A 26283-nucleotide genomic window follows, 5' to 3' on the forward strand; every position below is an offset into this window, starting at 1 on the left:
GCGGTCACGCGCCCTTGCCGTCGCTGAATTTTGCAATCGAGGCAGCGAGCTCCGGATGATCTTTTGCATAGACCTCCAACGGGATATCTGCGACTGCTGCCTGCCAGGCCTGTTGCACGGCCCGAACGCCGGCGGCCGGTCCGTCGGGGTGGCTGACGATGCCGCCGCCGCAGAGATAGAGAAGATCGACGGTGCGACCGGTCCGTTGATAGGTCTCCGGCGCCTGTCCACCCCACTGGCCTGAACCGGCAACCGGAAGCGGGCAATCGGAGGCGTCAAAGAGCGGCGTGCTGACGGCCTTGAAGGACGAGACGAAACTGTCGTCCGGTTCCCAATACTTGACCCTGATGCCGTTGATCTGGAACTGGTCGACGCCCAGCAGCCGCCAGAATTGCTGGTAGACCTTGAAATCCATGCCGGCGCCCGGATCGCGCGTCAGCACATCCCAACCGTTTCGATGCGCGTGCAGCACCAGGTTGGAGCGCTTGCGCAGAAAGCTCATGCCGCCGAACCCGATCGAGTTGATGTTGACGACGGCGCAGTTGCCGCCGGCAGTGGCGACGATGTCGTGGTTGCGCATCATCTCGTCAGGGTCTGTATGCGAGATGCCGAAGGCATACATCACCTTCTTGCCGGTCTTCTGCTCGTGATCGAGTATGCGCGGCATGATCGCCTGAACGCGGTCCTTGAGCGGCGAATAGGCCGGGCTCATTAGTTTTTCGTCATCTTTGATGAAGTCGACGCCGGATGAGATCAGCTCGCCGACGAGTTCTGCCGTCTCATGTGGTCTGAGGCCAAGCGCCGGTTTGACGATCGTTCCGATGATGGGGCGACCTTCGACGCCGGTGAGCCGACGGCTCCCAGGGATACCGAACTGCGGTCCGGGATGCGCACTTTTGAACGCGTCGGGCAGCGTCATGTCGACGATGCGGATGCCGGTCATGCCCTTGATAGAATAGACGCCGCCGATCGCAATGGTCATCAATGCCGAAAGGTCGGTGCCGATCGCGTCCAGCGGAAAGGCGATGTCGACATCGGCACGACGAAGCAGCGTGCCCGGGACGACCTCGGGCCAGGTCGGATGACGCGTATCTTCGAGGGGGCGGATCGCCAGCACGCGGGCGGCGACGCGCGACTTCAGCTCTTCTGTTTCACCGGGAACGGGCACGAAGGTGCCGGTCGACTGGTCGCTCGCGATCTTTTCCGCCATCGCCTCGACGCTGCCGGGCGTTTCGATACGGTAGGTCAGGGTAATCATCATGAAACGGACGGTTGCTCCTCTCGCCCTGGAGATTGCCATGGCGTTAACTCATGATCTGGTATAATGAGTATTCCAAGTGATGAAAAGTGGAATCTTCGGATCCGCAAATTTTCGCCGACAGCTTTGTTCTCGACCCGGAAACTGTTAGGAGGAGACATTTTGAGCCAGCGAGATGTGATGACCCAGCCCCTCGAACAAATCGTCCGCCGGAAACTCTCTGACGAAGTGTTTGATCGACTTGAGCGAATGATCACCTCGGGCGAGCTTCAGCCCGGCGACGAAATGCCCTCCGAGCGTGTGCTGATGGAACGCTTCGGTGTCGGTCGGCCGGCAATCAGGGAGGCCATGCAGTCCCTTGCCAACAAAGGTCTTGTCAGCATTTCGCATGGCGAGCGGGCGAAGGTCCTCAGGCTGACGGCAAGATCGATATTCCGCCAGGTCGATCTCACTGCCAAGATCATGCTGTCGCAATCGTCGGACTCGTTGGAATATCTGAAGACTGCGCGCATCTTCTTTGAGCGGGGCATGGCGCGCGAGGCCGCGCAGCGCGCCTCGGCAAGTGATGTCGCCGATCTCAGGAACGTTATCGAACGCCAGCGAATGTCGCTTGGGCGGGCTGAAGAGTTCATCGACGCGGACATGGAATTCCACACCCGCATCGCGCAGATATCGGGCAACCCGATCTACGTTGCCGTCAGCGAAGCAATGCTTGCCTGGCTGAAGGAATATCATACCGAGATGCTGATCTGGACCGGCAAGGAAAAATTCACGCTCGCCGAACACGACGAAATCGTCGACCGCCTTGAAGCAAACGACGTGGATGGCTCGGAAACGGCACTCCTCAAGCATCTCGAGCGGTCGCGAGCGCTTTACGCGAAGTAGTCGCTATTCCCTTGACCCCCGTCGGAACCATCCCTGGCGTCATGGGGCCCTTGGACATGAGAGACTCCATTCATGCGGTCGTGGTAAAGCCGACGAAGACGGCTTCGCGCTGGACGCCGATCGAAGGTCTCGATGACGCCGGCGCGAAAGCAGCCTGATTGACAGTATGCAACAGGCTGACCGCTTCGAATGGCGCGGCGGCCGTTTTCATGTCGCCGGCTGGCGCAGTTCCTCGATCATCTCGGGGTGGCGATCGAGGAGACGCAGCAACTGGCTCGTCGGGCCACTCGGCTCCATCAGTCCCCGTTCATATTTGTCGAAGGCGTTTTCGCCGACTTTGAGCAGACCGCCGGCTTCGCGCTGGGAGAGTTTCAGCTTCCGCCGGATCCTCTGGATCGTCGATGGCGATGGAACGCCGTCGATCTCTTCCTTCAGCGCCCGGAGTGCAAGATCGGTCACGGCCATGTCGTTACCGACATGAACTCCCTCGTCGCCGCTCTCCCGATAGTAGCCCGGCAGCTCGACCGTGATGCTTTTGCCCTTGTAGGTCACGATGAACGGCCGGACGTCGCGATGCAGTGTCTCCCCAGTTTCGGGAGAGACCATCGTCTCCGGATATATCCTTTCCGCAACTGCCATCTCATTTCTCCTTGAACGAGATGAGCGTGAACTCTGTCACCACGTCCGCCTGAAACTTCATGTAAAGCACCATTCCCTGTGCCGAGACATGATAGACGTCCTGACAGACTCGATGATCGGCGAAGGTCGTCATCGACTTGTAGAACATCCGCCTGTTCATCCCATGGATGGCATCGGCAATGCCATTGCGGTAGAAGCCCAGTGCTACTGCATCGGGCAAATTTGGAGCTGGGCGCCTTTGCGGCTCTTGCAGCGGTTGCAGAAATTGTTGCGGGCGCCGCCCGCCAGACTCTGCCGGGTCGCCCGGCCACGGCGGCGAATCCGGCACCGATCAGCGCGGCGATGATCCGGTCACGTGTTGCAAATTGAGGCCACCGAACCAGGCGTCATCGGCGTCGGCGTCATCTGCTCGCCCATGCACGCCCAACACAGTTTTGCAGGCCTCGACCAGCGCGAGCGCCCGCGGTTCGTCGAACCGATCCGAGATGACGTGCAACTCGCGATGATGTTCAGCCGGACTCAGCCTTCGAATGAATAAAAGCGAAAAATCCTCGCCGTCGATGGCTGACGGCGATTTCAGACGTGTGCGGTTCTATATGGCTGCCGTGCGGAGCGACGATGGCAACGGAAGTACGGTACGATCCGAAAGTCGACGCCCTCCTGTTCGGAGGCGGATAGCGCCTCGAGGCTTTCGTACCGATCCTTGTCCGTCAGTTTCTCATGCACCCCCGCGCGCGATGGCTGTGGGCACGGTAGTGCATTTTGTCGGCTGCAGCCGGAACAATGATCTAAGAACGTGGTTCTGAGTGGGTCAAGCATGCAAGGATCCCAAGGAGGACATTACAATGCGTATGAAACTCGTAGCAGCGTCACTATTGGCTCTCGGCATGGCCACATCCGCCTTCGCCCAATCGAATCCGGCCCCCGCAGGTGCCACCATCGACAAGAACCAAGCCGACCAGGGTGGCGGCGCAGCCAGCGACACGAAGACCAAGAAGCCGATGGCAACGGATACCACCACAACGGGTTCCACGACCAGCGGCACAATGAAGATGGACAAGACCAAGTGCCCCAATCCGGTCAACAACTCTGCTAAGCTTCAAACACAGGGCGGTACGAGCAACGCCACCCCGATGGATGAAGCCTGCGCGGCTCACAACAATTGATCGGCTCCTTCACGAAAACTCCGCCTCGTGAACCTGACCCCCGAAAGTTGGCAACCCAACCTCGGGGGTTTTGCATGGGCAAACTTCAGTAAGCGGTCCAATCGGGCAGGACCGCTGGCGGCGCGACGGCTTGAGGCCGCTTGCTCTCCTTTTGCGATGACGTGATTCACCAACGCGAAACGGGGCGACCGGGTCAAATGACGTGTTTGTCTGATATCGTACGGCAACGATTAGGACGTCCAGAACTTTTCCCTCTCATCCGGAGAGAGAGAAAAATGGCGTCAGTATCTTCCATACATTCTGCGTCGGACGACAAAAACAAGTCCGCAATCGAGCTAGAAATCGTTGCACTGACGCCGGCATTGCGCGTCTTTGCCCGAAGGTTCCTGCGCAGCAACGACGATATCGACGATCTTGTGCAGGAAACCTTGTTGAAGGCATTGAACTCGCTTCATCTCTACCGCCCCGGCACCTCCTTGAAATCCTGGCTTTTCACCATCCTTCGAAACACGTTCTGCACCAATTATCGCAAACAGAAACGCGAACCGACGGGAATTGACGTGATGGTAGAACGGATTGCGAGCGCGCCGACCCAGGAATGGGCGCTGCGGGAACACGAACTGCAGCAGGCACTCACACTTCTTTCCGACGACAGGCGCCGCGCCCTGACACTGGTGGCTGCCGGTAACAGCTACGAGGAAGCCGCGAGAATGTGTGGGTGCCGGATCGGCACGCTGAAAAGCCGCGTCAGCCGCGCCCGCGAGTCCCTGCAGTTGATGCTCGGAAACCATCTTCGCGACTGATCATCGGCCTGTTCTTTTGATCGTGCTGTTCTTGGAGACGATCAGAAGCTCCGGCTATAACAGGATGATTTTAGGCCGGTTCGGCTTAGTCTGAATCCTCTTCGACATTGTGTAGTTCGAGCATGATGTCGTCCGAAAAACGCTCACACTTTTCGGGATCATGCTCTAGTGGAACGCCGGATCGCCAGTCCGATCAAACGCCCCCGGGTTCCCGTTCCGGAATGACGTAGCTCCCAGTAGCGATCTCCTCCAGCCTTTCTCGGTCGAGAATCCTGACGTTGGCGCGGGTCGACCTAATCGCTCTCATTCCTTCGATGACATGCAGTCCTGCCATGCCCTCATATCCGGCATGTCCGACCTCGCTTCGTCTTCGACGTTCGTCGCCACCATCGATACCAGACCGCTTTCGACCAATCAGGCATGCTCGTTCGGCTGGTCGGACTCGACCAGCACATGTCTCAATGGCAGCTCGACGGTCTGGCATCGGCGGCCGGCGGTTCAAAGGCCTCGGTGGGCAAACCTTCAATAGCAAGTTATGAACAATACCCTGATCCGGTGCGGCAAGGCCACTTTCCAGCGGGAGGGAGCCTGCGCTCATACCGGCATCTTTGTGATCTCGGTAATAACAGCTTGCGCCTTAAGACAGCAGCCATATCCATATTTGGCCTTTGAGCAGTTTTGGCAAAGCTTTCGGGCTGCCGGGAACCCTGTCACGGATTTCGGGGTACACGGATCACAAAACTCGCGCCGGGCCGCCGATTCTCGATGTGAAGCTCGGCCCTCAGCTGCTGCGCCAGAACGCGCACGAGTTTCATGCCCAAGCTCTTGCCACCATTTTCGCAGACGGAAAATCCATCCGGGAATCCTTTTCCATCATCGGCGATTTCAAGGCAGATTTCGTCGGTGGTGGCGCGCGCACGGACGGTGACGGTGCCTGAAATATCGGCATAAGCGTGCTTAAAGGCATTCGTCACCAGTTCGTTGACGAGAAGGGCAAGCTGGATTGCCCGGTCTGCATCGATAACGCACGCATCCGCGTCGACCGAAACCGTGTGCTTTGACGCCGCCTGCTGCAGGCGCTGACACAGGCTCGACAGAAAATCCGCCAGTTCCACCGTTTCGATGTTCGGTTGGCGCCACAATTGGTCGTGAACCTGGGCAATGGTGCCGACACGCGCTTCAGCATCGCGCAAGGCCGCTGCCACTTCCTGATGTTCGGCCGAGCGGGCCTGCATCGCGAGCATCGCAGCGACAAGTGCGAGGCTGTTTTTGACGCGATGACTCATCTCGCGCATCATGATTTGCTGGTGCTCATCTGCAAAGTGACGCTCGGTGTCATCTCGCAGTACCTTGAGATACCCGGCTTTTTGATGATGGGCGCGCAGCGGCATGGTCAATCCGCTGCCCCAGAAGGTCGATCCGTCCTTACGCAAGTGAAATCGTTCGTTTTCAGCACGACCGCGCTCACGCGCCGTCTCCATCTCGCGATCAAGCGCCCCGTCGCCCTCGGTACGGTCTTCCGGTACGAAGAGAATGCGTGCATCGTGACCGAGAATCTCATCTTCCTGATAGCCAAAAATACGGCAAGCCCCGGTGTTCCAGCTGATGATCCGCCCATCTTGATCAAAGGCGAAGATCGCATAATCGATTGCACTTTTGAGAATAAGCTGGAGGCGTTCCTCGCTGGCGCGCAACGCTTCGTCCTGCTGAAGCGTCAGGGTCCGGTCCCGGACGATTTTGATCAAGCCGTAAATCCCGCCCACGTCGTTGCGAAGCGGCATCATCAACCCTGACGCCCAGAACATGCTGCCGTCTTTTCTGACGTGCCACCGATTGTCGTCGGCGCGACCGTTAGCTAGCGCAAGCCGCCTCTCTTTGAGCGGTGCTCCGGCGAGCTGATCCTCGAACGAAAAGACGATGATCCCATTTTGCCCGATCATCTCGGATGCCGAATAGCCGAAGAGTTGTTCCGCACCAGCACTCCAGGTCGCCACAGTGCCATCGAGATCCATGGCAAAGATTGCGTAGTCCAGCGCGCTCTCGACAATGTGGCGATAGATTTCAGCTTCGTCGCTCGGGAAGGAATATTGATCCATACCAGTGCCCCCCAGCCGGATTACCTTAGGTGAAACTTTAGCACCTGCTAAAGGAATTTCTCGACGCGTCCGATTGCGTACCAAACCCGGTCGGCGACCCGCGTGCTGAAGAGGCGCCGTAGGTCAAATGTATCGCAATTGGCCATCCTTCGGGGTTCGTCATCGCCCAGCAGACTTCATGGCGCTCGCGGCTGGGAGACCGCGTGCTCTTGCCAAACAAGGCGGGCAGAGCGATGCAACCTTTCAAAAGCGAAAATCTCATCCTATTGCGGTTGGCGGATCCGGAACTTCCGGTTCTAGAGAGCATTCTCGAGTCAGTCTCTCTCCCGCGCGATTTTGGCCTTGTCGGTTTCAGGAAGCCGGTAAGCCACTATTTCCTGGGCAGCGGTATCTGTTCCATGGTCGCGACGAGCCATGAGGGCAGAAAGGCGGGGATCGAGGTCGTTCTCGGCCCGCGAGTAAACTCTCCTTTTTCAGTTTGTGCGGCGGATTGACCTACAACCAAGCGATGTTACCTGTGTTGGTCAGGCAGTTGACGAGCTTGCGGCTTGAGAGAAGCTGGCTAGCGAGGCCACGATGTTTTCGCGCCGATTTCCTCGTCGGGGCAAGGTCGGTCTCGGACAGGGGAAGTTGATTGGTCATGCCGAACCTAGACCTTCGCCGTCTCGCCCACCTGTCGCAGCGAGAGAAACTTTTCCGTGACAGCGACCAGATTGTCATTGAGCCATTCAGCCATTGCCAACTCCTCGTTCAGATTTGCCCGAAGCCCAGTCATGGCGGCGCCATATCCACCTGACTCGGCAACCACCAGCAGCGACTTGTAAGCTGCCGCTTCGTAATTTTCGAAGGCGAAATTGGCGAACGAATTCTTCAGGATTTCGTCGCCTGCAACCGTATGGCCGAGGGCTGCCATGGACCCTGTGAAGGATAGCGCCATATCTTTCAGCGTCGACTTGTCCTCGTTCAGACTGTCAAGGATCTCCTCCAGACGGACGATCTGCCCGTCGGTTTCCCGGATATGCGCGTCGAGCCGTTGGGCAACCTCCGGGTAATTCTCTATGCGTTTGAGCTGCGGTTTCATGATGCTGAGCGCCTGGTTTTCCATGGCGTGGGCATTTTTCAAACCGGCGATGAAGACTTCCCTAATCTCGGTTCCTGGCATTTTAGTCCTCCTTGTTGGTTGACGCCTAACCACGATCAACCGCCCTGGTTCCGCACCTCGGCCCGAAACACGGTATCCAATTCCCGGATATTTCCGAACGGCGGGAACTGCCTCTCAGATTTGTTGTTGGGGCAGCTTCTGAATGTCAGGTCCACTCGTCGGATGTGGCGAGCGCCCCTCAAGAAGGAGAGTTGAATGTTTTACACTGATGGAAAGCTGCAGTTCCCGGTGCGGGTCGAGACGCCCGATCCCCATTTCGCCCGCGCGCTGCAACAGGCGATCGGCGGGGTCGAGGGCGAGATCAGGGTTGCCATGCAATATTTCTTTCAAGCGTGCGGCGCCCGCGGCAACCCGAAGTTTCGGGACCTGTTGATGAACACGGCGGCGGAAGAACTCGGGCATATCGAGATGCTGGCGACCGCGGTGGCGCTGAACCTCGAAGGCGCGCCTGTCTCGGTTAAGGAAGAAGTTGCGGCAGACCCCGTGGCAAGCGCGGTTCTCGGTGGACTGAACATGAAAAGCCTTCTTTCGGCCGGTCTTTCGGCCATGCCCGTCGATTCGGACGGCGTCCCGTTCGACATGTCGCACATCTATGCCAGCGGCAATATCGCAGCCGATATGACCGCGAATGTCGCTGCGGAATCCACCGGTCGTGTGTTGGCGACGCGACTGTTCAACCTCACCAATGATCGCGGGATGAAGGAGATGCTCTCCTACCTCATCGCCCGCGATACCATGCACCAAAACCAATGGATGGCGGCACTCGAGGAGCTGGGCGGGCCATCGAAGGTCTTCCCGATCCCCAACAGCTTCCCTCAGGAGAAAGAGCTGCAGGAGTTCAGCTACGCCTATCTTGGATTTCAGCAGGATGGCAGCGAGCCGGTACCGGGACGATGGTCCAACGGCAAGTCGATCGACGGCAAGGGAAGCTTCAAGACAATGGTGCCGCAGCCCATGGGACAGAAGCCCGTTCTTGGCCCCGCAAAGCCTGATAGCGGCGCACAAGCCGAGCAGAGTTGAGCCGGAAAGTGGGCGGGCGATTGGTCCTTCGCCCGTCTTCGCCCTGCGCACTTGGAGAATAACGATGAAGCTCAAATTCAATCTTTGCTTTGTTTTGCTGATCGCAACGCCCGCCTTGGCTGCCGATGACGCTGCCCGTCAAAAGGCAGTGGATTTCGCCACCCGCGCCGCGATGTCAAACATGTTCGAACTCAAAACCGCCGAGATTGAAGTCGCCAGGGGCGCGGCCGAAGATGCAAAGCAGTTCGCCGGCGATATGTTGAAAGATCATGGGCGAGCCGGCCCTATTCTGGCGGACGCCGCCAACGAAGATGGAGTCCAACCGCCAGCTGCCCTCGACGATGAGCACAAGAAGAAGCTCGAAGCGCTGCAGCAAAGCGACCGGGAAAACCTGGACCAAGCCTATCTTTCGACGCAGGTGACTGCGCATCAGGAGGCCGTGGGGCTCTTTTCAGATTATTCGAAAAATGGCCCGGATGGGGCATTGAAGCGGGCCTCGCAGAAGATTCTGCCCGATCTGAGAATGCACCTGACGAGAATAGAAGGGCTGACCTCGAAGTGAGAGGAGCGACGATCGGGGACGAAGCAGGTGAGGGGACACTGTCCTTCACCACGCAAGAACTTAGCCGCGCCCGAATGTTTAATGCCGTCCTCGGAATTCTTCCCCGTTATCACGTTGATCGGCGCTGGAACGCTAAATGCGTTCAAGCGATGACCAAGGCGGTGCAGTCGCTGGTGCCCGATCGAGCGATCCGCCACGGCGAAGCGGTCAGCCGCTTCGCTGCCGCCAACGGCAGGAAAATCGGCTTAAGGCTGATCGTGCCGAAGGGGGCCCCTCATGGCCTCTATGTCCATTTCCATGGTGGTGCCTGGGTGATGGGTAATGCCCGTCTCGACGACGGCATTACCCGCCCGATCGCAGGGCGCTGCCAGACTCTGGTGGCCGCCGTCGATTTTCATAACGCCGTCGATGATCGGCTCGACGACACTGTGCACGACTGCAGGACGGCAGTCGATTGGCTCGTCGAGCATCTCGCCGAGCTTCAGGTCGAGCGCATCATCCTCGGTGGAGAGTCGTCCGGCGCGCATCTTGCGGCCGAAGCGCTGCTTCATCTGCGCCAACGCGGCAAGGCGGAAGCCGTTGCTGGATTCATTTCCATGTGCGGCGGCTTTGATCTGACGGGCTCGGAAAGTCTGCGACGGTCAACGGGAAGAAGCCTTGTCATCGACGGGCCATCGGCGCTTCGAAACCTTCAGCGTTTGACGCCGAGCCTTTCCGGACGTGAGGCTCGCGGCCCCCGGTTCGCCGATCTGTCCAAGCTTCCACACGCATTGTTCATCGCTGGGGCACTTGATCCGATCATTGATGACAGCCTGTCAATGAGCCACCAGTGGCAACAGCAAAACGGTAACGCCGACTGCGTCGTTTTCCCGGAGGCGCCGCATGGTTTTAATCGATTTCCCACGAAGTTGGCGGCAAAGGCAAATGGCCTTGTCAGGGAGTGGATATCGCGCCGCCTTGACAATGGTCAGGCTAAATCTCCCCGAGGGGGTTAGGCATCAATCCCCGTGGCGCCGGTCTTTCGAGGTCGGGCTCCTGCATCAAACCGTATTCGTCCGCGGGGAAGAGTTAGCCGCCGCTTCGTCTCTGCCGCCTTCAGCGGCATGGTTTCTCCGCCGAGCGCACCGGACGTGGCCATGACTCGTCCCAAGGAGCATTTTTGCGCGGCGCATTGACGCACCCCTCGGTGAATGATACCGGTAGATCAATTGGTCAGGCCAGTTGACCAGCTGCGGGATTTGAGGAAAAGTCCGCTGGGGAGGCTATCATGTTTTCGCCTGTTGAATCACGCCGCCTTTACCGGCAGGTCGCAGATCAGATCCGGTTGATGATCGCGAGCGGCGAACTTGCTGTCGGTCAACGGCTGCCGGCCGAGCGCGACCTGGCCGAGCAACTCTCGGTTTCACGTCCCACCGTCCGCGAGGCATTGATCGTCCTGGAGGTCGAAGGTCTTGTCAACATCCGCATGGGATCCGGGATCTATGTGATACGCCAGAATGCCGCAATCGTCGCAGGCGCCGAACGTGAGCCTGTAGAGGGACCTTTCGAGCTGCTGCAGGCGCGCGCCCTCATCGAATGCGCCATCGCCGAAGAAGCTGCAGGCCGCGCCAAACCGGATGACATCGCTCTGCTCGATGAAGCTCTGACGCGTATGAGTGGCGTGGTCAACGATGCAATCGCGGTGCTCGATGCCGATCGCGCTTTCCACACCGGAATTGCTGCCATCGTGGGAAACGCGACATTGATCCGGGTGACGGGCGAGATGTTCGACATGCGCATGACCCCCTATTTCGCAAGGCTTGCCAGCCACTTCGAGGGGCCGACGACCTGGCGCAGGGCATTGGACGAGCATCGGGCCATTCGCGACGCGATCGCGGCCGGGGATGCAGCCGGCGCCAAGGCGGCCATGCGCGCCCATCTCACCATGTCGCAGAAGAGGTTTTCCGAGAGCTTCGGGGAGGAGTTCTCGGAGGAAGAGGAGAGCGGACGCAACAAGCGGCCGCCGAAAGGAACTGCCAAGACTTAACCCAAGCTCGGGAGGAGAGAGCAATGAAAAGCAGACTGGCAACGATACTTTGCACTGCAGCCGCGATCATGGCGAGCAGCGCGATCGCCCATGCCCAGACAGTGCTGAAATGGGCGCATGTCTATGAAACGTCAGAGCCCTTCCACACGGATTCCGTCTGGGCCGCGGAAGAGATCAACAAGCGCACCGACGGGCGCTACAAGATCGAGGTCTATCCGGCCTCGCAGCTCGGCAAGGAAGCCGACATCAACCAAGGCCTCAAGCTCGGGACGGTCGACATCATCATCTCGGGATCGAGCTTTGCGGCACGCGACTACAAGCCGATCGGTGTGACTTACTTCCCTTATATCTTCCGCGGTCCCGATCACCTGATCGCCTACACAAAGAGCGATGTCTTCAAGCGTCTTGCCAAAGGCTATGAAGACAAGACCGGCAACCACATCGCTGCCGTCAGCTATTACGGCACGCGCCATACGACATCGAACAAGCCGATTGCCAAATGCGCCGATATGCAGGGCCTGAAGATCCGGGTGCCTGACGTTCCGGCCTATCTCGCCATGCCGCGCGCCTGCGGTGCCAACACAACGCCGATCGCCTTTGCCGAAGTCTATCTCGCTTTGCAGAACGGTACGGTCGAGGCGCAGGAAAACCCGCTGACGACAATCGAGGCGAAGAAGTTCTACGAAGTCCAGAAGAACATCATCCTCACCGGCCACATCGTCGACCACCTCAATACCGTGATCTCGAAGACGCGGTGGGCGAGCCTTTCCGACGAGGACAAGAAGATATTCGGCGAGGTCATGCAGGAGGCCGCCGAGCGCACGAGCAAGACGATCGCCGGCAAGGAAAACAGCCTGATTGCGACCTTCAAGGAAAAGGGCCTGAATGTCACTGAAGTCGACAAAGCCGATTTCGAAAAGACCGTAATGGAAAAGGTCAAATTCGAGGATTTCGGCTACGAGAAGGCCGATTGGGAAGCAATTCGCGCGATCCAGTAAAGCCCGTAAGCCACCTTTTCGTGATGCCCTCACCCTAACCCTCTCGCCGTTTAGACGGGGAGAGGGGACGTGCCAAATGTCAGCGCTGAGGCTTGAAGACCGGCGCGGCATGTCCCTTCTCCCCGTTGGCGGGGAGAAGGTTGCGGCAGCCGGATGAGGGCAGGAATGGCGCTCACCGAGCCGAGGTCACGCCGAGCAAAGGACGATGTTTGTCGACAACTGAAGGGCGCGGCCACGCGCGCTCCTTCTTCCCCAACCGGAACAGGCCGATCATGTCGCAAGAAATTCATACGCAAATCACGGCCGAAGAAATCGGTCACGAGTTCGAAGGGCAGGCGCCGACCGCAAACGTCTCGGATTACGCCATCGAGGACTGGATCACGCTGCTGGTCTTCTGGCTGATGGCCGGCTGCGTCTTCCTGCAGTTCTTTACGCGCTATGTGCTGAACGACAGCTACGCATGGACCGAGGAGATCGCGATCAACTGCCTGATCGGTGTCGTCTTTCTCGGTTCCGTCATGTGCGTACGCACGTCGCGGCATATCCAGGTGGATGTATTCTATCACTATATGCCGGCAGGTCTGGCGCGCGTGCTCGCCACTTTCGTCGATATCGTCCGCATCGGCTTCTTCGCCTATGGCTGCCACCTGATGTGGCGTTACGTCGACATCGTCGCGGACGAGCAGATGGTCACCGTCGACCTGCCGCGCAACATCGTTTTCTACAGCGTTCTCGTCGCTTTCGTGTTGATGCTGATCCGTGCGGTCATCGTCTTCATCGCCAACATGCGCCGTGGCTACTCCGTCCTGGAGCGCCCCGAAGAATTCCAGACGATCGAGGGTTGAACCGATGCTGCTGCTTCTTGGCTCGTTTCTAGTTCTGATGCTGATCGGGGTGCCCGTCGCCATTTCGATGGCTGTCGCATCGGTGCTCTACATCGTCCTTTACGGCGTTGCCCCCGACATCATCGTTGCCCAGCGGATGATTGCCGGCGTCGAAAGCTTCCCGCTGCTCGCTGTGCCGTTCTTTATCCTCGCTGGCAATCTGATGAACTCGGCCGGTGTCACCGGCCGCATCTATTCCTTTGCGGTGGCTCTCGTAGGCTGGATGAAGGGTGGTCTCGCGCAAGTCAACATCATCGGTTCGGTCATCTTCTCCGGCATGTCAGGCACTGCGCTCGCCGATGCAGCCGGTATCGGCACGATCGAGATCAAGGCGATGAAGGACCACGGCTATCCGGTTGAGGCGGCGGTCGGCGTAACGGCGGCGTCTGCCACGCTCGGCCCGATCTTCCCGCCGTCGCTGCCTTTCGTGATCTACGGCATGATGGCGAACGTCTCGATCGGCGCTCTCTTCATGGCGGGCATCTTGCCCGGCATCGTCATGACGCTGCTAATGATGATCACCGTCGCCGCCTTTGCTTATAAGAAGCGCTGGGGCTCGGACGCGCCGTTTAATGTTAGAGAACTCCTGTCGGCGGGAATGGAAATCGTCGTCGTCCTGGCGGTGCCGCTTGCCATCTATCTGCTGATGCAGGCGGGCGTATCGATGAATGTTGCGGCGGGCATTGCCCTTGTCCTGCTTCTTGCCCTCGACTGGTATTTCCGCTTTTCCGCGGTCATGGCGCTGATGACGCCCGTCATCCTGATCGGCGGCATGACGATGGGCTGGTTCACGCCGACGGAGGCCGCCGTCGCTGCCGTCCTCTGGTCCCTGTTCCTCGGTCTGGTGCGTTACCGTACGATGACGCCCTCGACGCTCGCCAAGGCAAGCTTCGATACGATCGAGACGACGGCATCCGTTCTCTTCATCGTCACTGCGGCTTCGGTCTTCGCATGGTTGCTCACGGTGAGCCAGGCGGCACAGCTGCTGTCCGATGCGATCCTGTCGATCACCGACAACAAATGGGTTTTCCTGATCCTCGTGAACCTCTTGATGCTCTTCGTCGGCTGCTTCCTGGATACGATCGCGGCCATCACCATCCTCGTGCCGATCCTTCTGCCGATCGTCCTGAAATTCGGGATCGATCCCGTCCAGTTCGGTCTCATCATGACGTTGAACCTGATGATCGGCCTGTTGCACCCGCCGCTCGGCATGGTGCTTTTCGTGTTGTCGAGGGTTGCGAAACTCTCCGTCGAACGCACCACGATGGCGATCTTGCCCTGGCTGGTGCCGCTCTTCCTGGCGCTGATCCTGATCACCTTCGTGCCCGCGGTATCGCTGTGGCTGCCGCAGCAGCTTGGACTGTTGAGATAGGATGGACACGATGCGGACACGTCTGGCACGGCTTTACCAAAAGGGCGATCTCAGGATCGAGACCGAAACGGTTGCGGCCCCTGGTCCCGGCGAGGTGCTTCTTAAAATGGCCGCGGCAGGAATTTGCGGCTCCGACCTGCATTATTATCAGGATGGCGGCTTCGGGCCGGTCAGGGTTCGCGAGCCGATCATACCCGGCCACGAGGCATCGGGAACCGTGAGCCAGACGGGCGAGCGGGTCGACCTGAAGGCCGGGACGCTGGTGGCGGTCAATCCCAGCCAACCCTGCGGACATTGCGAATATTGTGAGAAAAACATGCCGATCCACTGCCTGGAAATGCGCTTCATGGGCAGCGCGATGCGCCTGCCGCATGAGCAGGGGATGTTCCGGGAATGGCTTGTGGTGCCGGCCAAGCAGTGCTTTGCCGTCGGAGTTGCGACAACTGCAGCGGAAGCGGCCTGCAGCGAGCCGCTATCCGTCTGCCTGCACGCGGTATCGCGGGCTGGAGATATCACAGGCAAACGGGTGCTGGTCACCGGCGCCGGCCCGATCGGCGCCCTAATGGTTGCCGCCGCCTCCTATCATGGCGCCAGCGAGATCATGGTGACCGATCTCGCTGATGCGGCGCTGGACCGGGCAAAAGCGATGGGCGCCACCCGCACGATCAATGTTTCCAAGGATGCCCCCGCGTTTGCGGAATTCGAGGCGGGAAAGGGCTATTTCGATCTCGTCTTCGAATGCTCGGCCGCCGCCCCGGCCATCCGCGGCGCGATTGCCGCCATCAGGCCGCGCGGAACCATCGTGCAGGTCGGCGTCACAGGAGACGTGCCGATCCCTCTCAACGCGATCGTCGGCAAGGAGCTTCAACTCCACGGAACGCAGCGCTTCCACGAGGAGTTCGGCACTGCCGTCGAGCTGATCTCCAGCCGCAAGATCGACGTGCGGCCGATCATCAGCCACAGCCTGCCGCTCGAGGAAGCCACCGCAGCCTTCACTCTCGCTGGGGACCGTACGGCCGCCTGCAAGGTGCAGCTGACGTTTTAGAGCGCCGTACCGGGCCGGTCCGTCGGCGGAGCGGAACAGAAGATCGGCTCTTATTGGCAGGCGGTTGGGCCGCTTGGTGATCGCGGTTCAGCGCCTGCCCCTCGTGCGCGTCGCCAGAACATTGCGGATCGAGAAGCTGGAATGAATCCTGAGGACACCGGGCAAGGTCGACAGAATCTCTTTGTGGATCCGCTCGAACTCGCCGGCACTGGCGACCTCCACGCGCAGCAGGTAGTCCGAACCGCCCGTCATCAGAAAACATTCCCGGATCTCGGGATGCCGGCGAACCGCCGCCTCGAGCCGGTCGAGATAGTCCTCCGTTTGCCGTTCGAGAGTGATGTTGATGATCACGGCGATCATCTCATCCGCATTGCCGGTGTCTACCAGCACCGTATAGCCGCGGATCACGCCTGATTTTTCCATGATCTTGATGCGCCTGAGACAGGCCGATGGAGAGAGACCGATCTCTGCGGCGAGCTTGGCATTGCTCATGCGAGCATCGAGGCGCAGCAGTCTCAGGATATTGCGATCGATCGCGTCGAGAGCGGGCATGAGAGATCGTTCCAAATGTTCATCGATTATGCGGGAAATAGGCAAATCACACAATAATCGACTGCTGAATGATCGGCAATTTCGCTCATTATTTCATAAATTCCTTGAAATCAAAAAGAGGTGGACATGGATAGCGATATTTTGGCTTCCCGCACACGCACCGCGACGACCGCGCAGGGAGCCACGGGCTATCTGACGATCGATCTTGCCGCCCTCGGCCGTAACTATCGCAAGCTCGTATCGATGCTGGCACCGGTCCGCGCTGGGGCCGTCGTCAAGGCCGATGCCTATGGTCTCGGCGCCGAACGGGTCGGAAGAACGCTTTACAGTGAAGGTTGCAGGCATTTCTTCGTCGCCCAGTTTGTCGAGGCCGTGAGGCTCCGGCCGACCCTTGCGCGCGATGCCCAGATTTTCGTGCTGAACGGCTTGCAGCCGGGCAACGAGATCGCCTGCGCCGAGATGGGCATCGTCCCGGTTCTCAACTCGCTGGCGCAGTGGCGGCAGTGGTCAGCGGCTGCGCGCATTCTGAAGCGCTGCCGGCCGGCCGTCCTGCAATTCGACACCGGGATGTCGCGGCTCGGTTTTCCAAAGGAAGAACGAGCTGAGTTGGCGGAAGCCCTTCGCGATGGCAGCAATGTCGAAATCCTGTTCATCATGAGCCATCTCGCTTCGGCCGATGACGTGGACAGCGAGCAGAACGGCGAGCAGTTTGCCGAGATGTCCCGCATCGCCGCTGAGTTTCCCGGCTTCGATATTTCCTTGGCGAATTCCGGCGGCGTTTTTTTAGGCGAGGCCTATCACGGCGTGCTTGCCCGCCCGGGCATCGCGCTTTATGGCGGCGCTCCGAATGCCGGCGAGAAGAACCCGATGGAGCCGGTCGTCAGCCTTGATGTCGCCGTCGTGCAGACGCGCACCGTGCTGGCGGCGACGAAAGTCGGTTATGGCGGCGCGCATGTCACGCAACGGGAAACGCGTCTCGCCACCATTGCCGCAGGCTATGCCGATGGCCTGCCGCGGAGCCTCAGCGACCGTGGCGCCATCTATTTCAAGGGCATTCGCCTGCCGATCGTCGGCCGCGTGTCGATGGACAGCGCGACCGTCGACATATCAGCACTGCCCGAAGGGGCGCTGACCTTCGGCAGTCTCGTCGAAGTGCTTGGCCGCCATCAGACGCTCGAAGACATTGCGCGCGACGCCGGCACCATTTCATACGAAATCCTAACCGGCCTGGGCGATCGTTACGACAGGCAATATCGCTAAGAGCCGGCGGCTCCATCATTGGGAACATCATGAAGGTCATCGTTCTAGGAGCCGGCATCGTCGGCGTCACATCCGCTTATCAGCTGGCCAAATCAGGCCATGAGGTCACGGTCGTCGACCGGCAGCCGGGTCCGGCGCTGGAGACGAGCTTTGCCAATGCCGGCGAAGTCTCCTTCGGCTATTGCTCGCCATGGGCCGCGCCCGGCATTCCCATGAAGGCCATGAAATGGCTGTTCATGAAGCACGCGCCGCTCATCCTGCGCCCGAAACTCGACATGGCCATGCTCTCCTGGATGGCCAGGATGCTGTCGAACTGCACGTCCGAGCGCTACGCGATCAACAAGAGCCGCATGCTGCGCCTTGCCGATTACAGCCGCATCGCGCTGGCCGATCTTCGCGCCGAGACCGGCATTGCCTATGACGAACGCATGCAGGGAACCCTGCAGCTGTTCCGCACTGAGCAGCAACTCGATGCCTCGGCAAAGGATGTCAAGGCGCTGGCTGCTGACGGCATTCCCTATGAGGTGCTGGACCGGGACGGCTGCATCCGCTTCGAACCGGCGCTCAAGCACGTGCGCGACAAGATTGTCGGCGGCCTGTTGACGCCGAAGGACGAAACCGGCGATTGCTTCAAGTTCACCAATGCGCTGGCGGCCAAAGCCGAGGCACTCGGCGTCTATTTCGCTTACGGGACGACGATCAAGGCGCTTGATGTCGAGGCCGGCCGCGTGAGTGGGATCATCACCGATCGTGAGCGGATGAACGCGGAGGCGGTGGTGGTCGCGCTCGGCAGTTATTCGCCGCTGCTGCTCAAGCCGCTCGGCATTCGGCTGCCGGTCTATCCCGTTAAGGGCTATTCGCTCACCATCCCGATCACCGATGCATCACGCGCGCCGGAATCGACCGTCATGGACGAGACCTACAAGATCGCGATCACCCGGCTCGGCGACCGCATCCGTGTCGGCGGCATGGCTGAAATATCAGGCTATACAAATGATCTTGGCCTCGCCCGCCGCAGCACGCTGGAACATTCGGTCACCGATCTCTTCCCCGGCGGCGATATTTCCAAGGCCTCCTTCTGGTCCGGCCTGCGTCCGATGACGCCCGATGGCACGCCGGTCATCGGCGCGACCAAGATTGCCGGCCTTTATCTCAATACCGGTCACGGCACGCTCGGCTGGACCATGAGCACCGGTTCGGCGCGCCTCATCGGCGATCTCGTCAGCGGGGGACGGCCGGAAATCGATGCGAAGGATCTCGCGATCAGCCGCTACGGCTGAAAGCGGCCTGGCAACGCAAACAAGACGAGCATGATTGCGCAAAACCGCTATCATTGTGTCCATCGGAGGTCCCGAATGTCGGTCAATTCTCGTATCCGGAACAACGGCGGCCTCACCCGACAGCTGGCGGAGCAGGGCATGTTAATTCGGGAGACGGCACACAGCGGAACAGACCCGGACGAGCTCTCGGAAATATTGTCGACGCCGAACTCCCCGATCAAGGTTGCCGCCGAAGGCAATATGCCGATTGCTTACCGCTGCAATTTTGTCTCCGTCGGTGAAGAGGTAACCGTAGCCGACTGCACCTACGAAGGCACAATCCTGATCAGGAGGGAGGCGCCCAGCGACAGGATGATCGTTTTTCTGCCGGTGGAAGGAACCGCATCTTTCGAGGGCATGCGGGAGCAAATCTATTCGGTTCCAGCCCGTGGTACCATTCTGGAGGCAGGTCGCGCCGCCGGTGCCCGCCTGTTTGGGCCGCGCCGTCATTTCGGCCTGTTCGTCGATCAGGCGAAGATCGTCAGTCACCTCACGCATATGTTTGAGAGAACGATCAGCGGCGACATCGACTTTCATCCGCACATCGATCTGACGAGCGGCCCGGGGCTTGTATTGCAGCAAATTGTTTCGAGCTTGCATCGTGGTCTCAGCGGCAACGGACCGTTGCAACGGGCGCCGCTGGCCGCCAGCTTACTCTGCGACGCGGCGATCTATCTGCTTCTGGAATCCTGCCCCAATCGTTATTCCAACGAGCTTGCGCTTCCTGCTCCTGGGCCGGCTCCGCGCCATGTGAAATGGGCGATCGACTTCATGCAGGAACACATTGCCGAGCCGATTTCGCTCAACGATATCGCGTTGGCGGCCAAGGTCAGCGTTCGGACCTTGCAACAGGGCTTCCGGCAGTTCAGGGAGACGACCCCGATGTCCTACCTGCAGGACCTTCGGATGGCCGCCGCTCATCGCGATTTGCTCGGGTCCGACGAGAAGCAGGCCATCGCCGACGTCGCGCTGAGATGGGGCTTTACGCATCCGGGGCGATTTGCCGCCGAATACAGGAAGCGTTTCGGCCTACTGCCGTCACAGACCTTGAAGCGCTGATCTCCATCTCGCTGCGCCGGATGTTTCCGTCGGGCGGTGGACCAGACATCCGATCGCCGACGGAAGCTGCACTCGGATCTATGCCGCACGCTTCAGAGCATCACCGAGCATCGAAACGATCGTGTCGATCTGGGTTTTCTCGATAATGAGCGGCGGGGAGAGGGCGATAATGTCACCGGTCACCCGGATCAGCAGGCCCTTGTTGAAGCAGTCAACGAAGATTTCGTAGGCGCGGATCCCCGGCGCGCCGTCACGAGGAGCCAGTTCGACAGCGCCGACCAGTCCGAGATTGCGGATGTCGACGACATGAGGCAGGCCTTTCAGCGAATGGAGCGCCTCCTGCCAATCCTCGGCCAAATCGGCCGCGCGGGTCAACAGGCCTTCTTCCTCGTAGATCTCCAGAGTAGCGAGCCCGGCGGCACAGGCGACCGGATGGCCGGAATAGGTGTAGCCATGGAAGAGTTCAATCGCGTTTTCCGGTCCGACCATCAGGCCGTCATAGACCTTGCGGTTGGCAAAGACCGCGCCCATCGGGATCGTACCGTTGGTGATGCCTTTTGCCGTGGTGATCAGGTCGGGCACGACGCCGAAATAGTCGGTCGCAAAAGGGGTTCCCAGGCGTCCGAAGCCGGTGATGACCTCGTCGAAGATCAGTAGGATGCCGTGCTTGTCGGCGGTTGCCCGCAGCTTCTCCAGATAGCCTTTCGCCGGCAGGACCACGCCCGCCGATCCCGACATCGGCTCGACGATAACCGCGGCGATTGTTTCGGCGCCGTGCAGTTGCACCAGGCGCTCGAGGTCGTCAGCCAGTTCGACGCCGTGTTGGGGAAGGCCCTTTGAAAACGCATTGCGCTCGACGTCGAGCGTGTGACGCATGTGGTCGGCCGGTATCTGCGGGAAGACCCGCCTGTTGTTGACGAGACCGCCGACGGAAATGCCGCCGAACCCGACGCCATGATATCCCTTCTCGCGCCCGATGATCCGCGTTCGCGTGCCTTGGCCGATCGCCCGCTGATAGGCGATGGCGATCTTGAGCGCCGTATCGACCGATTCCGAGCCCGAGCCGGTGAAGAAGATCCTGTCGAGCTTGGCGTCAGGACCGCCCGGCGCGATCGCAGCCAATTTCGCAGCGAAGTCGAAGGCGATCGGATGCCCCATCTGGAAGGTCGGCGCAAAGTCCAGGGTTGCAAGCTGTCGCTCGACGGCATGGGCGATCTTCCTGCGGCCGTGGCCGGCATTGCAGCACCAGAGGCCGGCCGTGCCATCAAGCACCTGATGTCCATCGACGTCGGTGTAATACATGCCTTCTGCGGCTGCCAGAAGGCGCGGCGTCGCCTTGAACTGCCGGTTCGCGGTGAACGGCATCCAGAAATTTTCGAGTACGGGCGCGTTCGTCTTGCTGAGCTGGTCCATCCTGGCCTCCTTTGGGGTGGCGCCGAGAATGGCAATTTCTCCTTTTCAAACAAGTCCTTTTCTTTGTCGGTACAAGCTATTGTAACTAAACAAATCGAAAGATAAAATTTTGGATATCCTGGACAACACAAACGAACCATATCATGTCAGTCGATATCGGTAACCGCCTTCGCCATCTCCGCATCGCCCATAAGCTTTCCCAGCGTGAGCTCGCCAAGCGCACGGGCGTGCCCAATTCGACGATCTCGCTGATCGAATCGAACGCCTCCAACCCGTCGGTCGGGGCCTTGAAGCGAATCCTGGACGGCATCCCCATCGGCCTGGCGGAGTTCTTCGCCTTCGAGCCCGAGCGTTCAAGGAAGGCCTTCTATGCGGCCGAGGAGCTGGTGGAGATCGGCAAGGGCGCCATTTCCTACAGGCAGGTTGGAGAACACCTGTTCGGTCGCAGCCTGCAGATCCTCAAGGAATGCTACCAGCCGGGCGCCGACACCGGAAAGGTTCCCCTTGTTCACGAGGGAGAGGAGGGCGGGATCGTGCTCTCGGGAAGGCTCGAGGTGACGGTCGATGACGAGCGGCGGATCCTTGGCGCGGGTGACGCCTACTATTTCGAAAGCCGGCGCCCGCACCGCTTCCGCTGCGTCGGACCGGTACCCTGCGAGGTCATCAGCGCCTGCACGCCGCCGACTTTCTAGTTCCTGCCCTCGATCCGGGCAAGGACACCATCGAGTGCGGCGGTCAGCGCGACAAGGCCTCCCATCTTCTCGAAGTCTGAGAAAACCTGCTCGTTCAGTCCGCCCTTGGTCGCAAATTCGCGGCTCAGCGCGCTGAACGGTTCGTTGCCGGGGCTGTTTGCTTTCTGCGCGAGGCTTGCAAAGAGCGGGGCAATGTAGGCCTGTCCCTTCACCTTTTCGAGGCCGCTTTTTTCCAGCCAGAGCGCAAGTTGCTCCATGATGCCGAAATAGGTCGACATCATTGCGCTCGCGGCCGCGAGAAGATCATATTCCTTCCTCAACTGGCATTGGACAGCCGTTCCGAGCGTATCGAAAAGCGCTGCGACAGTGGTATCAGGCGGATAGACGGCGGTGACGCCTTGCCTGGCTGCGACGAAGGGTAGGGGGATTGCCTGCACCAGATGCACGTCGGCGCCGATCCATTCGGAGAGTGCCCGGCGCCCCGTCGCCGCAACGAGGCTGACGACCATTTGGCCGTTCTTGAACGATAGCGCGCGCACGACCTCCTCAGCGACCTGTGGCCTTATTGCCAGGAACACCATGTCGCTGCGCTCGACGACGTCCTGGTTGTCCTTGGCAATTCTGACAGTGGCAAATTCGTCGGCCAGCGTCGCGGCGACGTGAGTGCTTCGTGGAGATACGTGAATCTCGGAGGCATAGGCCGGTTCGGCCAGAAGGCCGCGAACCATGGCCTCGGTAATTGCGCCGGTTCCGACGAAGCCGATACTGTCTATTTTCATTTGATTACTCCGCAGCCCGCAGCGGGCCTAACGCGACATCCGTCGTATAGTTCTCGCGCATGAAGTTGATGAAATTGTCCTGGAACTGGCGCGTATGGGCGTGGGCGAGTTCGTCGGCGAGTTCCACGTTCTTGTCCCTGACCGCATTGAGCATGAGCGTGTGCTCGTCGGTCAGCAGATAGCCCTCGTGCGTTCGCTCCAGATATTCGAAATGCAGATGGAGCATGCGCTGCCCCTGCGACAGCAGCTTCTCGTAGAACGAGGCCAGGTACTGGTTTTTTCCGGCATGGGCGATTGCCATGTGGAATTCCTTGTTGGCTTCCGACATCGCCAGGTGATTGCCTGTTTTGACCGCCGCCTCGAACGACTTCAGCCGCTTGGCGATGATCTTCAGGTCAGCCTCGGTTCTGAGCGCGGCGGCAAGCCGCGTATTCATCCGCTGCGCGATGTCGAGCGCCTCCACATATTTGGGAAACGTCGCCACTTCGATCGGCGCTACGATCGTGCTCCGGTTCGAGAGCGTGACGACCAGCTCGTCGGCGCCGAGCCGGATCAGGGCTTCGCGCACCGGCGAGCGCGACATGTCGAAGCGTTCGGCAAGCGTCATCTCATCGAGAAGCTGACCGGGCGGTAGAGCGAGCGACAGGATCTCGTTGCGGAGCGTCTCGTAGACGCTTTTCCAGCCGGTCCCGCGGATTCGTTTCACTTCCGATTCATCAGACACTTAGGTCCCTTTCTCTCGACGCGGGTCCCATTGGGCCAGAAAAGCCGCGTGTCGGCAATGTAATTTTTCCGCTTGACTTTGTCGACACGCTGTTGACATATCTTTCTCAGTCGACACGCAGCCGACAAGAAAATAACAGAAACGGCGACAGCCGACGAGTGGAACCGCGCGCTTCGCGCACAGCAAAAGAGGAATGCCGATGCTTTCGAAGTTGATAACGTCCGCCTTGCGGGCGCTGCCCGTGCTCGCCCTGATCGGAGGTCTTTTCGCCACCGCCGCACAGGCTGAGACCGCTGAGGGATATTGGCAGGGTGTGCAGAAGGCGGGCGTATTGCGCTGCGGCGCAGCCGTTGCCCCACCCTATGTCATGCGCGATCCGGCGACCGGAGAATATTCCGGCTTCTTCGCTGATCTCTGCAAGGAATTTGCCGATGTTCTGAAGGTGAAGCCAGAATTCGTCGATACGACCTGGGACAACATCGTTGCCGGTCTGCAGGCCGGAAAATGGGATCTGTCGCTGGCGCTGAACCGGACGCCGGCCCGCGCCATGGCCGTGCAGTTCTCGATCCCGGCGATGGAGTACCAGATCTCGCTCGCCTATAACAAAAACAATCCGAAAATTGCAGCCGGCGCCGCTTCGGTCGCCGATATCGACAAGGCGGGCGTGACGCTCGCTGTCATGTCCGGCACGGCGCAGGACAAGGCAATTTCCGCGGCGGTGAAGAACGCCACGGTCATGCGCCTTCCCGGTAACGACGAGACCCGCCTGGCGGTCACCTCGAAGCGCGCCGACATCCTGGTCGACGCCTCCGACACCAACCAGCTCTTCACCCAGTCGAACCCGGAATGGGCAGTGGCGCTCAACCCGACGCCGGCCCTCGCCAAGCAGGGGGTCGCTTTCGGTCTGCCGCACAATCTTTCGGCTGCTGACGTCGAGGTGGTCGATATCTTCCTCGAAGAGAAGGTCGCGACCGGCCACGTCGACGAGCTGATCAAGAAGGCGGTCGACGACGTGCTCAAGGGCGCAAAGTAATCTCACCGGGCCGGTGCGAGGTTCGCGCCGGCCCTCTCCAGCTTCGATCATCGGAGATTGGCATGACCACGTCCTTCAGCCTTCCCCTCGTGAAAATGCAGGCGCTTCACAAAAGCTACGGCAACGGCGAAATTCAGGTGCTGAAAGGCATCGACATCGAAATGAAGCCCGGCGAACGCGTCGTCGTCATTGGTCCGAGCGGCGGCGGCAAGAGCACGTTGCTGAGGGTGATGATGGGGCTGGAGCAGATCGACAGCGGGTCGGTCAGTTTCGATGGGAAACCCTATATTTCTTCCGAAAGCGCGGGCAGGAAGACCCAGATCGACACCAATGTCCGCCGTTCGATCGGCATGGTCTTTCAGCACTACACGCTGTTTCCGCACCTGAACGTCATACAGAATCTGGTTCTCGCTCCCTGCAAGGTGCGTGGAGAAGCCAAGGCAAAGGCTACGGCCCGAGCCCAGGCGCTGCTCGAGCGGTTCGGCCTCGGCGCCAAATCCAATGCCTATCCGGCCCAGCTTTCCGGCGGCCAGAAGCAGCGTGTCGCCATCGCCCGCGCGCTGATGCTCGACCCGAAGCTGATGCTATTCGACGAGGTCACTTCGGCGCTGGACCCGGAACTCGTCAGCGAGGTGGAGCATGTCATCCTGCAGCTCGCCGCCCAGGACATGCCGATGATGATCGTGACGCATGACATGTGGTTCGCCAAGAACATCGCCTCGCGCGTCATCTTCTGCGCTGGCGGCGTGGTCGTCGAGGACGGCCCTCCCGAGCAGGTGCTCGGCGCCCCACGCGAGGAGCGGACGAAGGAATTCATCGACCGCGTCTTTCATATCAAGCAGTAGGCCATATCAAGCGGCAAGGAGGGCATCGTGAACTACACGTTCGACTTCAACGCAGTATCCATCGCTCCGCTTCTGCAGGGGCTGTGGGTTTCGCTCGAACTGACGGCTGCGGCAAACGTCATCGGCATCGTCTTCGGCTTCGCGCTCGCCCTTCTGATCATGAGCCCCTACCGCGCCGTGCGGCTGCCGTTCATGCTGTTCGTCGAATTCTTCCGCTGCACGCCGGCCATCGTTCAGATCGTCTGGATATTCTACTGCGTGCCGATGCTGTTCGACGTCTTCCTCGATCCGGTGACGATGGGCATCCTGGCACTTGGGCTCAATCTGATGGCGTTCAACGCCGAGGCCTACCGGGCGTCCATCCAGGCGGTTCCGCGCGAACAGCTCGACGCCGGTATCGCGCTCGGTCTCAATCCGCTGCAGCGGGTGCTCTACGTCGTCTTCCCGACGGCATTCCGCGCGTCGATCCCGGTGCTTCTGACCAACGGTATCGTCATCTTCCAGCAGAGCGCGCTGGTCGCGATCGTGGCGATCCAGGACCTGATGTACCAAGGCAAGACGCTGGCCACCGAGACCTACCGCCCGATCGAAACCTTTACGGTCGTCGCTCTCATCTATTTCGCCGTGTCCTTCCCGATAACCCAGATCGTCGGCCTGCTCGAACGCCGCCGCCAGATCCTTGTCAGCTAGG

The 26283-nt window shown here is 59.9% G+C and carries 29 protein-coding genes; 18 read left to right on the forward strand and 11 right to left on the reverse strand.

All coding sequences use genetic code 11. The features are described 5' to 3' along the window. Window positions 1-4 precede the first annotated feature (4 nt). Window positions 5-1261, reverse strand: a complete 1257-nt coding sequence (gene oiaX, locus ACS4RR_RS29765) for a 3-oxo-isoapionate-4-phosphate decarboxylase OiaX (protein ID WP_162118957.1) — start codon at window positions 1259-1261, stop codon at window positions 5-7. 177 nt (window positions 1262-1438) lie between these two features. Here oiaX and ACS4RR_RS29770 point away from each other — a divergent pair, with 177 nt between their 5' ends. Next, entirely contained in the window at window positions 1439-2143 is a 705-nt protein-coding gene (locus tag ACS4RR_RS29770) for a transcriptional regulator NanR (RefSeq protein WP_260111327.1), read from the forward strand. Between the two features lie 207 nt (window positions 2144-2350). On the opposite strand, the gene ACS4RR_RS29775 is transcribed toward ACS4RR_RS29770, so the two are convergent. From ACS4RR_RS29775 to ACS4RR_RS29790, 4 genes are all read right to left on the reverse strand, one after another. Next, a complete protein-coding gene (locus tag ACS4RR_RS29775; RefSeq protein WP_222387214.1) occupies window positions 2351-2782 on the reverse strand; it encodes a type II toxin-antitoxin system MqsA family antitoxin in 432 nt (143 codons plus the stop codon). A 1-nt stretch (window position 2783) separates the two neighbouring features. Further along, window positions 2784-3002: a type II toxin-antitoxin system MqsR family toxin gene (locus ACS4RR_RS29780; RefSeq protein ID WP_260111326.1), complete on the reverse strand. Its 219-nt coding sequence runs from the start codon at window positions 3000-3002 to the stop codon at window positions 2784-2786. A gap of 111 nt (window positions 3003-3113) precedes the next feature. Beyond that, window positions 3114-3362 (reverse strand): poly-gamma-glutamate hydrolase family protein, encoded by a 249-nt coding sequence (locus ACS4RR_RS29785; protein ID WP_170281520.1) that lies wholly within the window; start codon window positions 3360-3362, stop codon window positions 3114-3116. Continuing rightward, on the reverse strand, window positions 3292-3483 hold the full coding sequence (locus ACS4RR_RS29790; RefSeq protein WP_170255638.1) for a poly-gamma-glutamate hydrolase family protein: 192 nt from the start codon (window positions 3481-3483) through the stop codon (window positions 3292-3294). The genes ACS4RR_RS29785 and ACS4RR_RS29790 overlap by 71 nt, the downstream gene beginning before the upstream one ends. Before the next feature lie 144 nt (window positions 3484-3627). Between ACS4RR_RS29790 and ACS4RR_RS29795 the strand changes: the two genes are divergently transcribed. Both ACS4RR_RS29795 and ACS4RR_RS29800 read left to right on the forward strand, forming a co-directional pair. After that, on the forward strand, window positions 3628-3948 hold the full coding sequence (locus ACS4RR_RS29795) for a hypothetical protein (RefSeq protein ID WP_017967783.1): 321 nt from the start codon (window positions 3628-3630) through the stop codon (window positions 3946-3948). Between the two features lie 275 nt (window positions 3949-4223). Next, the gene (locus tag ACS4RR_RS29800) at window positions 4224-4751 is read left to right on the forward strand and encodes a sigma-70 family RNA polymerase sigma factor (RefSeq protein ID WP_017967784.1); all 528 of its coding nucleotides are present in this window, start codon (window positions 4224-4226) and stop codon (window positions 4749-4751) included. 710 nt (window positions 4752-5461) lie between these two features. Here ACS4RR_RS29800 and ACS4RR_RS29805 read toward each other — a convergent pair. Together ACS4RR_RS29805 and ACS4RR_RS29810 are read right to left on the reverse strand one after the other, a co-directional pair. Continuing rightward, window positions 5462-6847 (reverse strand): sensor histidine kinase, encoded by a 1386-nt coding sequence (locus tag ACS4RR_RS29805; protein WP_456190525.1) that lies wholly within the window; start codon window positions 6845-6847, stop codon window positions 5462-5464. A gap of 649 nt (window positions 6848-7496) precedes the next feature. After that, window positions 7497-8009 carry a ferritin-like domain-containing protein gene (locus tag ACS4RR_RS29810; protein WP_162118918.1) on the reverse strand — a complete coding sequence of 171 codons (513 nt, stop codon included), beginning with the start codon at window positions 8007-8009 and terminating at the stop codon, window positions 7497-7499. A gap of 195 nt (window positions 8010-8204) precedes the next feature. On the opposite strand from ACS4RR_RS29810, the gene ACS4RR_RS29815 reads away from it, so the two are divergent. The 8 genes from ACS4RR_RS29815 (at window position 8205) to ACS4RR_RS29850 (ending at window position 15916) form a co-directional block, all read left to right on the forward strand. After that, window positions 8205-9029 (forward strand): manganese catalase family protein, encoded by an 825-nt coding sequence (locus ACS4RR_RS29815; RefSeq protein WP_017967789.1) that lies wholly within the window; start codon window positions 8205-8207, stop codon window positions 9027-9029. A 64-nt stretch (window positions 9030-9093) separates the two neighbouring features. Further along, window positions 9094-9591, forward strand: a complete 498-nt coding sequence (locus tag ACS4RR_RS29820; protein WP_017967790.1) for a DUF4142 domain-containing protein — start codon at window positions 9094-9096, stop codon at window positions 9589-9591. A gap of 74 nt (window positions 9592-9665) precedes the next feature. Further along, entirely contained in the window at window positions 9666-10586 is a 921-nt protein-coding gene (locus ACS4RR_RS29825; protein ID WP_050561859.1) for an alpha/beta hydrolase, read from the forward strand. Window positions 10587-10858: 272 nt separating this feature from the next. Next, on the forward strand, window positions 10859-11617 hold the full coding sequence (locus tag ACS4RR_RS29830) for a FadR/GntR family transcriptional regulator (RefSeq protein ID WP_017967792.1): 759 nt from the start codon (window positions 10859-10861) through the stop codon (window positions 11615-11617). A 23-nt stretch (window positions 11618-11640) separates the two neighbouring features. Beyond that, window positions 11641-12615, forward strand: a complete 975-nt coding sequence (locus ACS4RR_RS29835; RefSeq protein WP_017967793.1) for a sialic acid TRAP transporter substrate-binding protein SiaP — start codon at window positions 11641-11643, stop codon at window positions 12613-12615. 272 nt (window positions 12616-12887) lie between these two features. Beyond that, a complete protein-coding gene (locus tag ACS4RR_RS29840; RefSeq protein ID WP_017967794.1) occupies window positions 12888-13460 on the forward strand; it encodes a TRAP transporter small permease in 573 nt (190 codons plus the stop codon). Window positions 13461-13464: 4 nt separating this feature from the next. Next, window positions 13465-14871, forward strand: coding sequence for a TRAP transporter large permease (locus ACS4RR_RS29845; RefSeq protein ID WP_017967795.1), 1407 nt, complete (start codon window positions 13465-13467; stop codon window positions 14869-14871). A gap of 10 nt (window positions 14872-14881) precedes the next feature. Then, a complete protein-coding gene (locus ACS4RR_RS29850; RefSeq protein ID WP_026154530.1) occupies window positions 14882-15916 on the forward strand; it encodes an L-idonate 5-dehydrogenase in 1035 nt (344 codons plus the stop codon). An 87-nt stretch (window positions 15917-16003) separates the two neighbouring features. Here ACS4RR_RS29850 and ACS4RR_RS29855 read toward each other — a convergent pair whose 3' ends face one another. After that, the gene (locus ACS4RR_RS29855; RefSeq protein ID WP_170255508.1) at window positions 16004-16468 is read right to left on the reverse strand and encodes an Lrp/AsnC family transcriptional regulator; all 465 of its coding nucleotides are present in this window, start codon (window positions 16466-16468) and stop codon (window positions 16004-16006) included. Between the two features lie 126 nt (window positions 16469-16594). On the opposite strand from ACS4RR_RS29855, the gene alr reads away from it, so the two are divergent. The 3 genes from alr (at window position 16595) to ACS4RR_RS29870 (ending at window position 20106) form a co-directional block, all read left to right on the forward strand. After that, complete coding sequence (alr, locus tag ACS4RR_RS29860) at window positions 16595-17728, forward strand: alanine racemase (RefSeq protein ID WP_017967798.1); 1134 nt, start codon at window positions 16595-16597, stop codon at window positions 17726-17728. Window positions 17729-17757: 29 nt separating this feature from the next. Further along, complete coding sequence (locus tag ACS4RR_RS29865; protein WP_017967799.1) at window positions 17758-19008, forward strand: D-amino acid dehydrogenase; 1251 nt, start codon at window positions 17758-17760, stop codon at window positions 19006-19008. Between the two features lie 75 nt (window positions 19009-19083). After that, a complete protein-coding gene (locus ACS4RR_RS29870; protein WP_456190526.1) occupies window positions 19084-20106 on the forward strand; it encodes a helix-turn-helix transcriptional regulator in 1023 nt (340 codons plus the stop codon). Window positions 20107-20184: 78 nt separating this feature from the next. Here the strand turns inward: ACS4RR_RS29870 and aptA are convergent, their stop codons facing one another. Then, on the reverse strand, window positions 20185-21519 hold the full coding sequence (gene aptA / locus ACS4RR_RS29875; protein ID WP_456190527.1) for an omega-aminotransferase AptA: 1335 nt from the start codon (window positions 21517-21519) through the stop codon (window positions 20185-20187). Between the two features lie 143 nt (window positions 21520-21662). Between aptA and ACS4RR_RS29880 the strand changes: the two genes are divergently transcribed. Next, window positions 21663-22211, forward strand: a complete 549-nt coding sequence (locus ACS4RR_RS29880) for a cupin domain-containing protein (protein WP_456190528.1) — start codon at window positions 21663-21665, stop codon at window positions 22209-22211. On the opposite strand, the gene ACS4RR_RS29885 is transcribed toward ACS4RR_RS29880, so the two are convergent. Both ACS4RR_RS29885 and ACS4RR_RS29890 read right to left on the reverse strand, forming a co-directional pair. Beyond that, the gene (locus tag ACS4RR_RS29885) at window positions 22208-22990 is read right to left on the reverse strand and encodes a pyrroline-5-carboxylate reductase (protein WP_456190529.1); all 783 of its coding nucleotides are present in this window, start codon (window positions 22988-22990) and stop codon (window positions 22208-22210) included. The two genes, ACS4RR_RS29880 and ACS4RR_RS29885, sit on opposite strands and share 4 nt — an antisense overlap. 4 nt (window positions 22991-22994) lie before the next feature. Continuing rightward, on the reverse strand, window positions 22995-23714 hold the full coding sequence (locus ACS4RR_RS29890; protein WP_027664541.1) for a GntR family transcriptional regulator: 720 nt from the start codon (window positions 23712-23714) through the stop codon (window positions 22995-22997). A gap of 199 nt (window positions 23715-23913) precedes the next feature. Between ACS4RR_RS29890 and ACS4RR_RS29895 the strand changes: the two genes are divergently transcribed. The 3 genes from ACS4RR_RS29895 to ACS4RR_RS29905 all read left to right on the forward strand — a co-directional run bounded on the left by ACS4RR_RS29895 (window position 23914) and on the right by ACS4RR_RS29905 (window position 26282). Next, window positions 23914-24747 carry a substrate-binding periplasmic protein gene (locus tag ACS4RR_RS29895; protein WP_456190530.1) on the forward strand — a complete coding sequence of 278 codons (834 nt, stop codon included), beginning with the start codon at window positions 23914-23916 and terminating at the stop codon, window positions 24745-24747. Window positions 24748-24809: 62 nt separating this feature from the next. After that, window positions 24810-25592: an amino acid ABC transporter ATP-binding protein gene (locus ACS4RR_RS29900; RefSeq protein WP_456190531.1), complete on the forward strand. Its 783-nt coding sequence runs from the start codon at window positions 24810-24812 to the stop codon at window positions 25590-25592. Between the two features lie 27 nt (window positions 25593-25619). After that, complete coding sequence (locus ACS4RR_RS29905; protein WP_456190532.1) at window positions 25620-26282, forward strand: amino acid ABC transporter permease; 663 nt, start codon at window positions 25620-25622, stop codon at window positions 26280-26282. Window position 26283: the final 1 nt, after the last annotated feature.

It is taken from the genome of Rhizobium zaerense (assembly GCF_051810725.1).
Classification (GTDB): domain Bacteria; phylum Pseudomonadota; class Alphaproteobacteria; order Rhizobiales; family Rhizobiaceae; genus Rhizobium; species Rhizobium leguminosarum_I.

Bases quoted from the DNA above. Each gene is read 5' to 3' on its own strand.
- ACS4RR_RS29865 (WP_017967799.1), top strand. From the start codon at position 17,758: ATGAAGGTCATCGTTCTAGGAGCCGGCATCGTCGGCGTCACATCCGCT.
- ACS4RR_RS29795 (WP_017967783.1), top strand. From the start codon at position 3,628: ATGCGTATGAAACTCGTAGCAGCGTCACTATTGGCTCTCGGCATGGCC.
- ACS4RR_RS29770 (WP_260111327.1), top strand. From the start codon at position 1,439: ATGACCCAGCCCCTCGAACAAATCGTCCGCCGGAAACTCTCTGACGAA.
- ACS4RR_RS29850 (WP_026154530.1), top strand. From the start codon at position 14,882: ATGCGGACACGTCTGGCACGGCTTTACCAAAAGGGCGATCTCAGGATC.
- ACS4RR_RS29805 (WP_456190525.1), bottom strand. From the start codon at position 6,847: ATGGATCAATATTCCTTCCCGAGCGACGAAGCTGAAATCTATCGCCAC.
- ACS4RR_RS29825 (WP_050561859.1), top strand. From the start codon at position 9,666: ATGTTTAATGCCGTCCTCGGAATTCTTCCCCGTTATCACGTTGATCGG.
- ACS4RR_RS29870 (WP_456190526.1), top strand. From the start codon at position 19,084: ATGTCGGTCAATTCTCGTATCCGGAACAACGGCGGCCTCACCCGACAG.
- ACS4RR_RS29880 (WP_456190528.1), top strand. From the start codon at position 21,663: ATGTCAGTCGATATCGGTAACCGCCTTCGCCATCTCCGCATCGCCCAT.
- ACS4RR_RS29835 (WP_017967793.1), top strand. From the start codon at position 11,641: ATGAAAAGCAGACTGGCAACGATACTTTGCACTGCAGCCGCGATCATG.
- ACS4RR_RS29885 (WP_456190529.1), bottom strand. From the start codon at position 22,990: ATGAAAATAGACAGTATCGGCTTCGTCGGAACCGGCGCAATTACCGAG.
- ACS4RR_RS29900 (WP_456190531.1), top strand. From the start codon at position 24,810: ATGACCACGTCCTTCAGCCTTCCCCTCGTGAAAATGCAGGCGCTTCAC.
- ACS4RR_RS29840 (WP_017967794.1), top strand. From the start codon at position 12,888: ATGTCGCAAGAAATTCATACGCAAATCACGGCCGAAGAAATCGGTCAC.
- ACS4RR_RS29830 (WP_017967792.1), top strand. From the start codon at position 10,859: ATGTTTTCGCCTGTTGAATCACGCCGCCTTTACCGGCAGGTCGCAGAT.
- ACS4RR_RS29800 (WP_017967784.1), top strand. From the start codon at position 4,224: ATGGCGTCAGTATCTTCCATACATTCTGCGTCGGACGACAAAAACAAG.
- aptA (WP_456190527.1), bottom strand. From the start codon at position 21,519: ATGGACCAGCTCAGCAAGACGAACGCGCCCGTACTCGAAAATTTCTGG.
- ACS4RR_RS29775 (WP_222387214.1), bottom strand. From the start codon at position 2,782: ATGGCAGTTGCGGAAAGGATATATCCGGAGACGATGGTCTCTCCCGAA.
- oiaX (WP_162118957.1), bottom strand. From the start codon at position 1,261: ATGATGATTACCCTGACCTACCGTATCGAAACGCCCGGCAGCGTCGAG.
- ACS4RR_RS29855 (WP_170255508.1), bottom strand. From the start codon at position 16,468: ATGCCCGCTCTCGACGCGATCGATCGCAATATCCTGAGACTGCTGCGC.
- ACS4RR_RS29810 (WP_162118918.1), bottom strand. From the start codon at position 8,009: ATGCCAGGAACCGAGATTAGGGAAGTCTTCATCGCCGGTTTGAAAAAT.
- ACS4RR_RS29815 (WP_017967789.1), top strand. From the start codon at position 8,205: ATGTTTTACACTGATGGAAAGCTGCAGTTCCCGGTGCGGGTCGAGACG.
- ACS4RR_RS29820 (WP_017967790.1), top strand. From the start codon at position 9,094: ATGAAGCTCAAATTCAATCTTTGCTTTGTTTTGCTGATCGCAACGCCC.
- ACS4RR_RS29845 (WP_017967795.1), top strand. From the start codon at position 13,465: ATGCTGCTGCTTCTTGGCTCGTTTCTAGTTCTGATGCTGATCGGGGTG.
- ACS4RR_RS29895 (WP_456190530.1), top strand. From the start codon at position 23,914: ATGCTTTCGAAGTTGATAACGTCCGCCTTGCGGGCGCTGCCCGTGCTC.
- alr (WP_017967798.1), top strand. From the start codon at position 16,595: ATGGATAGCGATATTTTGGCTTCCCGCACACGCACCGCGACGACCGCG.